Origin of the sequence: uncultured Aquimarina sp., assembly GCF_947492965.1 — a bacterium.
Lineage (GTDB): Bacteria > Bacteroidota > Bacteroidia > Flavobacteriales > Flavobacteriaceae > Aquimarina.
In genome coordinates this window covers 470,832-486,545 of sequence record NZ_CANLOZ010000004.1, presented here as the reverse complement: position 1 = coordinate 486,545, position 15,714 = coordinate 470,832, and the positions used below count along the sequence as shown (strand labels likewise).

Genomic DNA, 15,714 nt, shown 5'->3' with positions numbered 1-15,714 from the left:
TGTTCTCATCTTTATCTTAAAAAAAGACCTCTAACCATTTAAAAATAGTAAGAGGTCTTTTGCCAGTTTAAGTTCTGGTATAACTAGTATATCAAGGTTATCTTTTGATCATTTTCTTAATCACTTTTTTCTGATTATTCTCAATCATAACAAAGTATGCTCCAGAAGCTAATGAAGAAGTGGTAATTTCGATTCTTTTTGATGTTATATTTTGAATATTTACATAGTCATTTAATCTTCTTCCTCTAATATCAACGATATTAATGACTGGATTTACGAAATCAAAAGAATTATCTATAAACAATTTCCCATCTACTGGATTCGGATACATTTGGATGGTATCAATATTTATATCTTCTACACTAAGTGTTGCAGGCTGCACATCTAGAGTAAAATTAATTAATTGATTTGGAGTACCACAGTTCGCACCAAAAGTAACCTCTACGGTCCAATCACCATCCTCATTTCCATCTAACTCGATGTTAGCAAAATTAATAGTATCGGTATTATACGTCTGTCCTCCTGGAGCTGTCCATATCACAGAAGCATTATTACTAGACGCTGGTATCGTTAATTCTATGTCTAAAGTTTCGATAACAGATACCGTGTCTCCATCGCTAAAAGATGTAACAGTTCCTCCATCAATAGTATACTGACTATCACCATCCGTTAAATCTGGTACTTCGGACGTAACATTTACCGCCACTGGTGTTCTTATAGATTCACATCTTCCTCCTTTTGAGGTAAAATTCCATTCGTAAAAAAAGTAATAAAAATCTAATGCATTAAATGAGTTTCCTATTATCGAAACAATATTAGAAGGAGAAGTATAGGGATAGTTAACTCCGTTTCCTGTTGGAGTTCTTCTAAGCAATACCAAATCGCTAGAAACAGATATCACATTATTGTCTCCTTTGGGTACATTTAGATTAACAGTTACAAGTGATTCGCCTTCTGGTATATCAACTGTAGCCGATGCCACCAAATCACCAGAACTATTCGCCACCTGGATAGTTCTTTCTCCTGCCTGCATTGCAGATACCGTAAAAGACTCGATGATAACATCATCCGAAGTATTAAAAATAATTCCTGGAGAATTTGTATAATCAGTCGCTGTATTTACGCCTGGAGATGTAGTTTGTTCGGTTACGATCTTACCAGAAACTCCAGAAACATAATATGTTGTAGTGGCTGTAATTGGAGAAGTAGTAAAAGAACTACCTGTAGCAATTTCAGTTCCTCCTGTGGCAGAAGTATACCATTTAAAATCTGAACTTCCCGATGCAGTGAGCACTGCTGTATCATCTGCACAAACATTCACATCTGATGCAATTGGCTCTAATGCTTCCTCTATATCCAATGTAAATGAATAATCAATAGCTCCACAAGTATTTGTAGAGTTAATTGTTACGATATACTCTCCTGCTTGATTTAATGAAATATCGTTAAACGTAATCGAAGAATCTGTACTTGAGTAACCATTTGGTCCTACCCAACTAAATGTAGGATTATCACCTGTTAATACTTCTAAATTTAGTGCGACTGATTGTCCGGTGCATAATCCTTGTGTGGATCCTTGTTCAAATGCTCCGTTATCTACAGAAAGCCCTTGTTCTGCAGTAATTGTTAAACAGCTAGGAAGTGAAGACCTCCAAATCCCTCGACCGTAAGTTGCTGCAGTAATAGAATTATCAGAAATATTTATTTCTAAATCATTAACTATTGTAGTTGGAAGATTATTCATAAAAGGTGTCCAAGAACCATTAGTAACACTTCTAAAAACCCCAATACTAGTAGCTACATAAATAGCATCTTGAGATTCTCCGGCTTGATGTACAATATCATTTATGAAAAAATATCTATCAGTAACTGGTAAATTAGAGGATATATTACTAAAATTAACACCTCCATCTATTGATTTTTGTACTCCAGAAGCTGTAGTAATCCATACGATATTAGGGTTGGTATTATGAATTGCAATTCCTCTGATATTACTCCCAAAAGTAAACACATCTGTAACAGTTGTTCCAGAATCTTCAGTTTTTTTAAGTGTACTTCCGACTGCTATATACATAATAGTGTTATCGGAAGGTGCTATTTCCATTTGATCCGCAGAACTTCCCAGACTTGCTAGCTGCACCCATCCGTTCTCTGTAGCATTTAATCTATATAGATTATCATAACCTGCAAATAACTCTCCATTACTATTCATTGCCAAAGGTGTAACCCAATTTCCACTAGATCCGTCAGGTTGAGCTACACTTCCTGAACTACTACTCCCTGCATTATTAGACATATAAAGACCACCTCCGTTTTGGATAAAACCATAATACTTATCATCATTGGTTGGATCTATAGCAGTATCCATTCCATCTGCTCCGTAATAATTCAACCAGTTACCATTCCCATTATTGTATGCATGTCCTCCATTATCTTGAAGTCCTCCAACCATTTTATTAGGGTCATTTTGAGAGATTGCAACCTTATAAAATTGACTTGCTTGAATACCTCCGGTGTGATCTGTAAAATTATCACCTCCATTTGTCGATGAATAGATTCCTCCATCGGAACATACGAATACCGTTCCTCCAAAAGATCTAATCATATGAATATCTGCATGAGTATATGACGGATCACCTGGAAGAAACCATTCATTTAATTTTGAAAAATTGGTGCCTCCATCATTCGATCTCCAAACATTTAAACAACCAACAAATACTTCTTCAGCATTCGTTTGAGACACTCCCAATGCCAAATCAAACCAAGCTTGGCTACTTTCGATAACATCTGTTGTCGTATTTCTTTCTACAAATGATTCTCCACTATCTTCAGAACGGTAAACTCCTTTAAATGTCAAATCTTCATTAACACTTAAAATATATACATAAGTATTATTTGCAGGTGTTACTTCTATTACTAATCTACCATTCGATGTTGGAACTCCACTTGTTATCTGGTTAAAAGAGTTTCCCCCATCTGTAGATTTGTAATATTCATTTGTCGTTACCGCATAGATAGTATCAGGGTCTCCCGGTTTTAATTTTACATCCTTTATGTTTCCCGAAAGTGTTCTATTCCATGAAACACCTGAATCATTTGTCTTGTAAACCCCTTGATTTGTGGCTACCCATAAAATAGAAGAATTTGTCGGGTGCATATAAATTTCATTCATAGAACTTGGAGTATTATCCGGCCCTAAACCCGTTGGGTTCCATGTTTGCCCTCCATCTGTAGATTTAAAAACCCCTGCACTTTGAGTATCATTACCATCATCATCTCCTGTTGCGATATAGATGATATCAGAATTAGAGTAATCAACTGCTATTCCAGAAACTCCTATTTGTGGTAAGTTATCAGTTAAAGGAACCCACGTTCCACCTGAGTTAGTAGATTTCCATAAACCACCGGCTGGGGTTCCTACATACCATGTATTTGTATCGTTAGGATCCACAACGATTACATTAGTTCTTGCTTGTCCAGATGACCAAGAACCTGTATTTGTATGAGTAAACGGCCCAATTGCTTCCCAATTACTTAAGTCTACCGAAGCAAACTTATTTTCTATTTCGTTTCTATGCTCCCATGCAATCCATTTATCTTTTGCCGTCGGTAAATATCCTTCTTGGTCTACAATATCTTCCCATATATATTCCCATCTCTTGAAGGGTTTATAACCACTTCCTTTTTTATTCTTGTCGTGAGTTTTCCAATACTCATTAAAAGATCGTTGAATTTCTTGAAAAGTTGGCTTAACATCTTTACTTTTTTTACTTTGGTTCAAAGTACTCATCCAGGGAGCATCTGCATTATATTGTGCCGTTAAAACCCCTGCTGATAATAACGCGAAAAGGAGATAAAAATACTTCATTGTTGATTAAAATTTTAGTGATTGATTAAAATGATACATATTATAATTGTGTAAAAAATAAAGTTCCTTTTATATTAACAGATATATTTATGATTACCCTACTCATACAAGTTATAAATAACATATACATCTATATTTGTTTTTTATCCTAACCATCCTTCTCTATCCAAACTTCTATATTGGATCGCTTCAGAAATATGAGACCCTTTAATACATTCTGAACCTTCTAAATCTGCTATGGTTCTAGAGACCTTAAGAATTCTATCATAGGCTCTTGCCGATAGATTCAATCGTTCCATAGCTGTTTTGAGTAATTCTTTAGATGCAGTATCTAATTGACAATACAATCGTAATTGTTTTACATTCATCTGGGCATTATAATGAATGTTTTTCTGGTCTCTAAAGCGTCTGGTTTGAATATCTCTTGCTTTTATTACTCTTTTTCTTATCTCCACACTACTCTCACCTTTTCTATCTTCACTTAACTTATCAAAAGGTACAGGAGTAACTTCTATATGTATATCGATACGATCTAATAAGGGTCCAGATATCTTACTGAGATATCTTTGCATCTCGGCAGGAGATGAGGTTACAGGTGCGTCAGGGTCATTAAAATATCCACCAGGACTAGGATTCATGCTTGCCACTAACATAAAACTTGATGGGTAGGTAACTGTAAATTTGGCTCTAGAAATGGTCACTTCTCTATCTTCTAAGGGTTGACGCATCACTTCCAAAACTTCTCTTTTAAATTCTGGGAGTTCATCTAAAAACAAAACTCCATTATGGGATAATGAAATTTCTCCCGGTTGTGGATAACTACCTCCTCCTACCAGAGCGACATTGGATATCGTATGATGCGGGCTACGAAAAGGCCTTTGCGCCATTAAACCAACATTATCTTTTATTCTTCCGACTACGCTATGAATTTTTGTGGTTTCCAACGCTTCCTGAAGTGACATCGGAGGTAAAATACTAGGTAATCTTTTACTAAGCATTGTTTTTCCGCTTCCTGGAGGTCCTACCAAAATAATATTATGACCACCAGCAGCAGCAATTTCCATACATCTTTTTATACTTTCTTGTCCTTTAACATCTGCAAAATCGTACTCTGGGTTATCCAATTCTTTATAAAATTCTGTTCGGGTATCTACAAATGTTTGCTCTAATGTTCCAGCTCCATCAAAAAAATCAATAACTTCTTTAATATTTTCTACACCAAAAACCTGTAGATTATCTACAATAGCTGCTTCCTTAGCATTTTGTTTGGGTAAAATAAACCCTTTAAAGCCTTCCTCTCTGGCTTTTATTGCGATAGGCAATGCTCCTTTTATGGGTTGAAGACTTCCATCCAAAGAAAGCTCTCCCATGATAAGATATTCGGATATATCAATCCCTTTAATTTGAGAACTAGCAGCTAAAATCCCAATAGCTAATGTTAGATCATATGCAGATCCTTCTTTTCGTAAGTCGGCAGGAGCCATATTAATCGTAATTTTTTTCCCAGGGAGTTTATATTGATTATTCTGAAGTGCAGCTGCAATACGAAAACTACTTTCTTTAATTGCATTATCTGGGAGTCCTACTAAATGATAACCAATTCCTTTGTCTATATTAACTTCTACTGTAATAGTTGTTGCTTCTACACCAAAAACAGCGCTTCCGAAAACCTTAATAAGCATATTCTCTTATTTTAATGGGAGTTATAGCCTCCCATAGAGTACAATTCTTATTAGTTTGTGTCTTTAGTGTAATAAATGTTACCCTAGAACATGATTTTTTTTAAAAAAATATTCTGGGAAAGTAAAAAGATTTAATATATCTAATTCATCTTTTAGGAGAGTTATCAAAAGAGAAAATATTACACTTTTGATTCCTACACGAAAAGGATATAGCAAAATTCTCTAAAACCAAAATCTTATTTGGACAAGGATTAATTAACGTATTAAAAATACTTTCACGAAAGTAAAAGTGACGATTGTATAAAAAACAAATAGGACTATTTCTAGGCGGTATTTTTCTATTATTCTCTTTAGCATCTCGGTTTGGTTTACATTCTTAGTTAAGTTCATATATAAAACAGTTAGCATACCAATTACCCTAAAATTAATAACAAAAAAATCCCAATCTTGGTTAGTTATTGGGATTTATCAAAAACAATAATTTTGATTGTAGCAAATTATTAATAGTCAATATTCTTATATATCCAACTATCTTTTCACTAATACTCATCAAATAACATAACAAACAATTTAAATCATTGCTTCCTGATGAGACAGAAACAATTTTTCATTTAAAAACCTAAGGGTTGGTATTTTATCTTTGGTTTCTACAAGAATTGAAATATTATTATTACTACCACCATAAGAAATCATTCTTACGGGTATATAATTTAATATTTCAAAAAGCTTGTGAGAATTTTTATCATTTATAACAGACTCTCCAACTACACAAATAATACTGTGATTTTGTTCTACTGTTATTTCGGCATAGTTTTCTATTTCTTTTACAATCTCGTCTATGTATGTAGTATCATCAATAGTTAAAGAAATTGCTATCTCCGAAGTTGTAATCATGTCTATAGAAGTATGGTAATTGTCAAATACTTCGAATATTCTTCTTAAGTATCCATGAGCCATTAACATTCGGTTGGATTTGATCTTAATCGCAGTAATACCATCTTTTGCAGAAATCGCTTTTAAGCCTTTTCTGTAAGTTTTATTGGATATTACAGTTCCTGAAGCTTCTGGATCAAAAGTGTTCTTAAGTAAAACAGGAATGTTCTTATCTACTACAGGTGAGACAGTTTGAGGATGTAATATTTTAGCACCGAAGTAAGCCAATTCTGCCGCTTCATTATAAGTAAGATGCGAAATTGGATTTGTTCCTTCTACGTACCTTGGATCATTATTATGTAGTCCGTCTATGTCTGTCCAAATCTGAACTTCTTCGGCATTTAGTGCAGCTCCAATAATCGTAGCCGTGTAATCACTACCTCCACGTTTTAGTGTACCTATTTGCCCTAAATGATCTCTACATACAAAACCTTGTGTAATATAAATTTCATGAGACTCTTCGGAACTTAACACTTGTTCTAATTTTTGAGCAACTTTAGTAATATTAGGATTATCTACGTTATCCACATACATAAATTCCTTTGCTGCTATCAGTCTATTTGCAACTCCTTTTGTAGAAAGAAAGTTTGAAAAAATATAGGTCAATAAAGTTTCTCCAAAAGTCAAAACTTTTGCGTTTAAAACTTCTGTATATTCCTGATTAGATAACTCTAACATTTCAGTAATCATTAAAGAAATCCTATCCTTCATCTCACTTCTTAAACCAGCATCTTCAATTAATGCATCAATAACATCTAAATGCTTGTTTTCTAATCTGTGTAAGTTTCGGGTAACTGCTTCAGCATCTTTTAATTTTATATAAGAAACTAAATTCACCAATTGATCCGTTACACCAGACATTGCTGAACATACTACGATCTTCTTATCATTGTCTCTAGAAAGAATTTGCTTTACTCTATGTAAGTTCTCTACAGATCCAACAGATGTTCCTCCAAACTTTAAAATCTTCATTGCATATAATTTTTCATTGCATAATTAAACAATAGTTCATACAGAATAAATATTTTAATAAAAAAAGTCTATATTTACACATTGTGTTAAATATCTAACAAAATGAAAACAATAACAGATTGTGTACATAATATTCTTAGACATCAACCTTTTTTAGAAGATGCTCTCTCCAGAGATATTATTAATTTTAGTTCTTTAGCTACTGACTTACTACCGCAAGTAGAAAAAGAAATGAGAAAACCAGTAAAAGCAGGATCTATCGTAATGGCCTTGCGTAGATATCATCCCAAAAGAATTAAAAACTCGGAAAACCTTGGAAATCTAGGTGATATTGTTGTAAGATCTGGTATTACTGAGTATGCTTTTCTGAATTCCAATACGATACTTACCAGTCAATCAAATCTTTTGAATACTGTAAAAGATATGACCAAAACATATTTTACCTATTCCAGCAATTTTCAAGAAAGTAATATTTTAGTTTCATCTTCTCTAAAAGAAATTGTAGAAGATCACTTTAAAGATGAAACTTGCATTTCTGTAAAAGATGATTTATCATCAATGTCGATTGCTCTTCCGGATGACAGTTCCAAATCTATCGGTCTTTATTTCTATATATTTAAGCTTTTAGCATATGAGGGTATTCCAATTTTTGAAATCATATCTACCTCAAACTATTTTACATTATTCCTCGAAAAAGAATTTGTAAATGATGCCTTTTTATTAATGAATGAAATAAAAGAAAGGTAATCTCTATATGGACTTCAAGAATAAAAGAAAATCATATTTGATTCTCTCCTAACATACGAACATTGGGGCATTTTTCTTTTTTAATATTATATTAAATCGTATCCTAAATTTGGTTAATTGAATATATTTAACGGATTTTTACATATTATTTAATTTGGGGTGCTAGATGTTAAGAAAAATTAAGAAAAACATTGTTTTCTGGGTATTATTATGCTGTTTTGGAAGTATTGCACAACAAATTGATTCTTTTTCAGAAGCATCAATCTATAATCAGCAAAACGATGTTGTATTACCTTTAGAGATTCAACAATTTATTCTGGAAGAAGATTCATTAGCACTTGTATCTAAGTTTATAAGAAATACTTATAAGATAAACCAAGACACTCTTTGCGCAATAAAAGGATATCAACTTTTCTTGAAACGTGGCATTAGCGAGAATAATCTAAAAATTCAGCATTCTTGTCATTCAAGACTTGGCTTTATTTATTACAATCTATCAGAATATCAACAATCGATTTCTTATTATTATCAAGCACTTAAAACTGCAAAAAACCAAAGGCATACAAAAAACATCATCAACAATAACAGCCAATTAGGTAGTATATTTTTTGATTTAGGAGATCTTGATAATGCATCAATTTTTTATACAAACGCTAAAGAATTGATAAAAAAATCAGATACTTTATATAGCCCGGCGAAAAAGACAGAGAAACAATTAACTTTAGTTTTAAACATTGCTAATGTAAAAACCAGATTAAAGCGTTATGAAGAAGCTTTATTTGAAATAGAAAACGCTAAGGTTTTATTGGCTAAATTAAGTAAAGAAAAAATGGGAAAATATAAAAACGCTCATTTGTCTATGTTACTTAATAAAAGTTTCTGTGAACTTGAATTAGATCAGTTCGACACCTCCGAGAAAACTATTGAAGAAGGCATAAACTTAGCTAAACAATATAAGTTTAAAAGTTTTATAGGAGACTTCTATGTCAACAAAGGTCTTTTATATTATAAGAAAGATGAATTAGAAAAGGCAAAGCAATATTTTGAAAAAGGCTTATCTATTTTCAATACCTATGAGAGCAAAAAGTTCTCTAACTACCTCATGGCAAACTACAATTTAGCTAAATGTCTTTTCGACCTAAAAAAAGAAAAAGAAGCATTAAAACTTTTAGAGAGTAATTTTGAACAAGTTAATGGTATTTCTAATGTTCATAATATAGATAAGATGTATGAGCTTGCTATTCATATAGCGGAAAACTCAAACGACACCATAAAACAATTAATGCTCAGAAAGAATCTAAATAAGATCCAGAAAATAAAGACGAATGATCAACTAAAAGCTCGTGATATAATTCAAAAAAACGATTTTCAAACACATAAGAACCAGATAAATACATTTAAAACTAAAAACAAACAAAACACTACTGTAAAAAATTTCTTTATTTCCATTAGTGTTGTTCTAGTTATAATCTTAGTTATTTCTTTTCTGTTATATCGAAAAAATGCAATTTCAAATAAAAAAAGGTTCGAAGAAATTTTATTGAAACTTCATGAAACTGAAATACGAAAAGAAGAGAAAACCAAATCTAAAGTCCTAGAACCAGAATTATCTATAAAAGATGATCAGGTAATCGAAATATTGCAAAAACTAGAGAAATTAGAAAACTCTGACTTTTTTATACAAAAAGATTGCAATTTATATAGTACCGCAAAAAAAATTGGTACTAATACTTCTTATCTATCGAAAGCTCTTAATGAATACAAAAAACAATCTTTTGTAGAATACTTAAATAATTTACGGATTGACTACGTGCTAAAACGACTAAAAAATGATTCTAAATTTAGAGCCTATACGATTACTGCTATTTCGGAAGAAATAGGATATAAAAGTCCAAATACATTTACCAAAGCCTTTAGAAAAAAAACCAATCTTACACCTTCCTATTATATTAAACAATTTAATAAAGAGGAAGGTATGGATACCTCAAATTCATAAATTTGAGGTGCTAAGCTATATAATAGCTCTTTTCATAAACTATTTTTGCATTAAAACTATCTCATGCAAAAAATCTTTTACCTCCTATTATGTTTACTTTTTTCGAAAACTATTATTTCTCAGGAAATTGATTATTATATTCCAATAGCAATTACTATCTCAGATAATCCAGATCTTTTAGATTCTCAAAAACAGATTTTCCAATTGTCATTTGAAGAAGAAATTCCCGAAACATTTTTTACCGATGATATCGTTACCTTTGATTTAAACATCTACAATCTATCTTCATATCCAAGACCTCGTTTGAAGATTGAATACGCACCTTGTTATGAATGCGATCAAAGAAGAGGTGGCTCATTACGTCCGATTATCATAGAACCTTGTGACGAAGTAGTTATTCTAAGTGGAGATGACGAATGCGATTCATATCATCACCACCTTTTTCGAGGAGAAACTCTAAACTTAAAACAATTAGGTTTTAACGATTTACAATTAAATCTTTCTTATTTCGACCAAAGAAAATCACAATTTATAACAGTAGCACAGAAAATTGAATTGTTCCAAGTATTACCGATCCCTCCCGACCTAAAAGCAACACAAAAATACGCTCATATCACTTCGGGAGCATCCAGTAATAATATAAAATTGAGTGCTACAACCCTAATAAAAAACACTAGTAAAGTTTCTACTAATGAAACAAGTATCATTAATTATTATGCTTCAAAAGATGCTGTTTTTGATCCTTCCGACATATTACTTACTAAAAGACAAATTCCCGAAATGAAGGGTAATCAAGAAATTACAGTAAGCATTGGGCAACAAATTTTTATTCCTCCATACTATGATGATATACCTAATAATTTTTGTTATCTCATAGCCTTTATAGACCCTGAAAATTTAATACTGGAAAAAGATGAAACTAACAATATCGATTCTTTTCATTTGTGCTCTGAAAGTGATGACTATCATGGAAATCAAATACTAGTATATCCCAATCCGATAGAATCTTATGTATATGTAGAAAGCAAAAGTACAGATATAAACGAGGTAATTACGTTAGAAGTTTATAACACCAAAGGAATTTTAATATACAATTCTACTTTACTACCTTTTCATTCTGAGAAAGAGAAAAACATCTATAGGTCAGAAAATCCTAATCTATCCAGAGGTTTATATCACTATCGTTTTCAAATAGGTAAGAACGTTATACACAAAACTTTAGTTAAAAAATAAAGTAAACTATTTGAAATATTTTCATAAGAACAAATGATAACACAAGAGATGTAAATTTATAAATCTGCGTATACTGTCTTTCGTAATTAGTAAATACCCTTATAGTTTAGCAATCGAAACGACGTCGATTCTTTTTTAATTCATCTTAAATCATTTTACAATATGAAAAAATTAAAAATTAAAATTTTAATGGTGATCGTCGCTGGTCTTTTATTTTCTTGTGAGGAAAACGAAACCGCAGAGGATCTACAACTCCTTGAATTGGATCACGATGTTATGATTACAACAAAAGGAGTGTTAGATTCTGAAGAAAGTCAATCGAAAAACTTCCGGGGATTCGAATTTAATTCAGGTACACTCTTTAGTAATGGATTACAAAGAACCTTAGATTTTTCTAGCAGAACCGTTGCACATACCACACAATGGGTTGATTTAACAATTTCTACAACGGTAAATATTGAAAGTTTAGACAGATCTGAACGAAATTCTAATATTGTTGCCACGGGAAGATCTGATATTCGATTAGATGGCGTTGGACAAGGATTAAGTCTTTTATATCGTAAACAAGGGATTTTTGGTAAAACAAAAGTTACTCCTTTTACCTCCGCTAGATTTCATTCTAATGTAGTATCAAGTCAAAATATTTATGCTGAAGATGGTCCTATGCAGTTAACCGTGCATGCAAATGAATTTGGATGGATGTGGATACGAATAAAACAAAATAATATAGAAAAGCATAGTGCATTATATCGTTTTACACCACCGTCCAATCCAAATAGTACTTTCTCTGGAGGAAGTATTCGTCTAAGTCGATTCGCCATTTCTGGTGGTAGCAATAATGAATTCGCTATTGCATCTTCCAGTTACAATGGTTATGCTGGTTGGTTTGAAGAACAATAAACTAAATCCATAACATTCTACAAAAAACAAAAGCCCTGATTTCTCAGGGCTTTTATTAATATTTTCTTTTGGTATGTTACCAAATACTCACTCTTTTTTCTGGAGCTAAATACATACTATCTCCTTCTTTAATATCAAAAGCATCATAAAACGCTTGTACATTTAATAAAGGTTGTATTGCTCTAGTAGTTCCTGGTGAATGAGGGTCTGTTTTAATTTGAGTTCTTAGAGCATCTTCTCTAATCTTTGTTCTCCATACAGTAGCCCAAGACATAAAGAATCTTTGTTCTGGAGTAAACCCATCAATATCTTCGGGTCTTCCATTTTCTTCTAAGTGCATTTGTAAACCATCATAAGCACCTAAAACACCTCCTAAATCACCAATATTCTCACCAAGTGTAAATTTACCATTGATAAAAACACTATCTAAAACTTCGATAGCGCTATATTGTTCCGCTAGAGCAGATCCTCGCTCTGTAAACTTTTTAAGGTCACCGTCTGTCCACCAATTTGAAAGGTTTCCTTCGGCATCAAAGCGAGCACCAGAATCGTCAAAGGCATGTGATATCTCATGACCAATCACAGCTCCGATCCCTCCATAATTTACCGCTTCATCAGCTGTATAATTATAAAAAGGTGGTTGTAATATTGCTGCTGGGAAAACAATTTCATTAAACAATGGATTGAAATAAGCATTTACTGTTTGCGGAGACATTCCCCATTCTGATTTATCTACAGGCTCTCCAATTTCTTCAATATTCTTTTTGAAACTCCATTTAGAAACTGCAATCATATTTTCGAAATAAGAATTTCCATCTTTTACATCTAAAGTAGAGTAGTCTTCCCACTCATCTGGATATCCTATTTTAACTGTAAACTTATCCAATTTCTGAATAGCTTTTGTTTTTGTGCTGTCACTCATCCAGTCTAGAACTTCAATTCTTTTTTGATACGCTTTAATAACATTAGTGATCATTTTTTCGGCCTTAGCTTTTGCCTCTGGCGGGAACTTTTCATCTACATATAATTGACCTATAGCCTCCCCTACTGAACCATTTACTCTGGCCAAAGCTCTTTCTTCTAATGGTCTTTGTTTTATTGCTCCATTTAACGTTTTACTATAAAAGTCCCAATTTGCCTTTTCAATCTCTGTAGAAAGAGAACCTGTAGCGTTATTAAAAGTAGACCAACGCATCACAGTCTTAAGATCTTCGATGCTAGTGTTAGCAAGAACATCTTGCAATGCTACCATATACTTAGGCTGCATAACGATCACAGAATCTAAGTCTTTTTTTACCTCTAAATCCTTCATTAATTTATTCCAATCGATAGCAGGAGTCATTTCTGTTAATTGCTCCATAGATCTAGGATTGTTAAAGTTTCTTGTATCTCTACTTTCCACTTTATCCAAACGAGGTTCTGCCAATTTGGTTTCAATTAATAATATCGTTTCAGCATTTTTACGTGCTTGCTTTTCAGTTTCACCAATATATTGTAACATTCTGGTGATATGATCTAAATATTGTCCTCTTATTTCTTTAGATTTTTCATCTTGATCTAGATAATAATCGCGATCAGGAAGCCCTAAACCTCCTGTAGATATATAAGGAGCATTAACGGTACTATTACTCAAATTTGGAAACGACACTAAACCAGCGAACGGCGCTGAAACAGCAGTTTCTGAAGCTAATACTGTTTGCAGATCTTTTAAATTCTTAATTGCTGCAATTTTATCTAAAGTGGGTTTCAATGGGGTGATACCAGCTTTATCTCTTGCAATTGTATCCATAATAGATTCATAAATCAATATTGCTTTGTATTGATCTGTCCCTGCCGCATATTTTCCGCTAGCTTTCGCTTTAGCTAAAATATCCAATACATCGTAATCAGTTTTTTTCCTTAAAACTCCAAAACCTCCCCATCTGGTTCTATCTTCAGGGATTTCGGTATTCTTCATCCAATTTCCATTTACATAATTATAGAAATCTTCTTTTGGGCTCACAGAAGTATCCATGTTATCTAAGACAATCCCTGGAATCTTTTCTACTTTTGCAGTAGTTTCTTTTTGCCCTTCTTCTTCTTTTTTGGATTCATTCTTGCAACTGACGAAAGCAATTGAGAGTGCAACCAAAAAATACACTTTTCTCATTTTTGTATACATTTTATTAGCGAATTAAGTTTAGTTATTCAAAATATGACGTAAAAATTGAGGATTTGTTACTTATTTTGAATCTGGCAAGTTAGATAAATTGCAAAAATGAAGGAAATTCTTTACAAAATTTAACGAACTATAACAAACACCAAAAAACACAAGACACTGATTTACAATAAAAAACAATTAAACATTACCAAAGCATTAACTTTATATTAACATTTTAGTAATTTATCTTTCATTCTCAAATTAACTGATCTCCCGTTAGAAAACAGATTTTAATAATCTAGAATCAAAATCGAAAGGTTCGATTTCTATTAATTTTACTAGATCAAAGTTTGGATGTAATGGATTAATCAATAGATTTTGCTCTCTTGGTACAATGATACTTGGTACTTTTAGGCCCAAATATTTATTCTCTGATATCCAATTCATAGCAAAATGTTGAATACCTGTAGATGGCGGTATTTTATTCCAATCCTTTGGTAACTCCTTTATATCGATAGTAGACACCAACTCGTCAGGTACCTCTATAGTGGCTAAAGACATATTATCTGGAAAGTAAGCAGCAGGAAGGTGAGCCAATACTTCTAAGACAGAAAGTGAAGAGCTTGTACTCGTATACAAAACTGCAACACCTTTAGGATTCCATCTACCTCCAACTGTTTTAGCTCCTATTCCGGTAAGGTCACGAATGTATTTTTGTTTCGCAATTCTATATACTAACATTATGCAAAAATTCCATGCTCAATACGAATTAATTCTTCGTTTAATAACTGAAATCCAAATGTAGTATCAAGCAATTCTTTTGGTCTTTTAGTAGCTAATGCAACATTCGGGAGTTCCATCCATCTTTTAAAACGTTCTAAATCTCCAAAGATACTCTCTCCTCTTGCATAAAGTTTTGCCAATTGTAATGCTTTTGCACTAGCTTCTGTGCTAAGTTTCTTTTTTAATTCGTATCGTTGTATGGTACGTTCAGAAACATGTAGGACATGCGCAAGCTCACTAAGATCAAAATCTATAGTTTTAGCAAGATGTAACAATGCTCTTTTATCTATTCCGTTTCGAGATAATTCTATAAAATCATATACATTTCGTAAAGGGATATTAATATTTAAATATCTTAACAACCCCTGACTTTCTAGACTATCATAATCTAAAGGTGATACCGCGCTCATACATTACATTTTTTACATGACAAAAGTACAAAAAAAAATGACAAATGACT

Annotated in this window: 10 protein-coding genes; 4 read left to right on the top strand and 6 right to left on the bottom strand. The window is 32.5% G+C overall.

What is annotated here, in order from left to right; all coding sequences use genetic code 11:
* Positions 1-97 precede the first annotated feature (97 nt).
* The 3 genes from Q1B37_RS13290 to Q1B37_RS13280 all read right to left on the bottom strand — a co-directional run bounded on the left by Q1B37_RS13290 (position 98) and on the right by Q1B37_RS13280 (position 7,455).
* A complete protein-coding gene (locus Q1B37_RS13290) occupies positions 98-3,868 on the bottom strand; it encodes a T9SS type A sorting domain-containing protein (protein ID WP_299899240.1) in 3,771 nt (1,256 codons plus the stop codon).
* 143 nt (positions 3,869-4,011) lie between these two features.
* A complete protein-coding gene (locus Q1B37_RS13285) occupies positions 4,012-5,550 on the bottom strand; it encodes a YifB family Mg chelatase-like AAA ATPase (RefSeq protein ID WP_299899238.1) in 1,539 nt (512 codons plus the stop codon).
* Positions 5,551-6,120: 570 nt separating this feature from the next.
* A complete protein-coding gene (locus tag Q1B37_RS13280; protein ID WP_299899236.1) occupies positions 6,121-7,455 on the bottom strand; it encodes an aspartate kinase in 1,335 nt (444 codons plus the stop codon).
* A 102-nt stretch (positions 7,456-7,557) separates the two neighbouring features.
* On the opposite strand from Q1B37_RS13280, the gene Q1B37_RS13275 reads away from it, so the two are divergent.
* The 4 genes from Q1B37_RS13275 to Q1B37_RS13260 all read left to right on the top strand — a co-directional run bounded on the left by Q1B37_RS13275 (position 7,558) and on the right by Q1B37_RS13260 (position 12,331).
* Positions 7,558-8,202 carry a hypothetical protein gene (locus tag Q1B37_RS13275; protein WP_299607118.1) on the top strand — a complete coding sequence of 215 codons (645 nt, stop codon included), beginning with the start codon at positions 7,558-7,560 and terminating at the stop codon, positions 8,200-8,202.
* Between the two features lie 166 nt (positions 8,203-8,368).
* Complete coding sequence (locus Q1B37_RS13270) at positions 8,369-10,198, top strand: helix-turn-helix domain-containing protein (RefSeq protein ID WP_299899235.1); 1,830 nt, start codon at positions 8,369-8,371, stop codon at positions 10,196-10,198.
* Positions 10,199-10,261: 63 nt separating this feature from the next.
* The gene (locus Q1B37_RS13265; protein ID WP_299899233.1) at positions 10,262-11,431 is read left to right on the top strand and encodes a T9SS type A sorting domain-containing protein; all 1,170 of its coding nucleotides are present in this window, start codon (positions 10,262-10,264) and stop codon (positions 11,429-11,431) included.
* Between the two features lie 162 nt (positions 11,432-11,593).
* Entirely contained in the window at positions 11,594-12,331 is a 738-nt protein-coding gene (locus tag Q1B37_RS13260; RefSeq protein ID WP_299607113.1) for a hypothetical protein, read from the top strand.
* 76 nt (positions 12,332-12,407) lie between these two features.
* Here the strand turns inward: Q1B37_RS13260 and Q1B37_RS13255 are convergent, their stop codons facing one another.
* The 3 genes from Q1B37_RS13255 to Q1B37_RS13245 all read right to left on the bottom strand — a co-directional run bounded on the left by Q1B37_RS13255 (position 12,408) and on the right by Q1B37_RS13245 (position 15,664).
* Positions 12,408-14,480, bottom strand: coding sequence for a M13 family metallopeptidase (locus Q1B37_RS13255; protein WP_299899231.1), 2,073 nt, complete (start codon positions 14,478-14,480; stop codon positions 12,408-12,410).
* 267 nt (positions 14,481-14,747) lie between these two features.
* Positions 14,748-15,212 (bottom strand): RES family NAD+ phosphorylase, encoded by a 465-nt coding sequence (locus tag Q1B37_RS13250; protein ID WP_299607111.1) that lies wholly within the window; start codon positions 15,210-15,212, stop codon positions 14,748-14,750.
* Positions 15,212-15,664: an antitoxin Xre-like helix-turn-helix domain-containing protein gene (locus tag Q1B37_RS13245; protein ID WP_299607110.1), complete on the bottom strand. Its 453-nt coding sequence runs from the start codon at positions 15,662-15,664 to the stop codon at positions 15,212-15,214. The genes Q1B37_RS13250 and Q1B37_RS13245 overlap by 1 nt, the downstream gene beginning before the upstream one ends.
* Between the last annotated feature and the right edge of the window lie 50 nt (positions 15,665-15,714).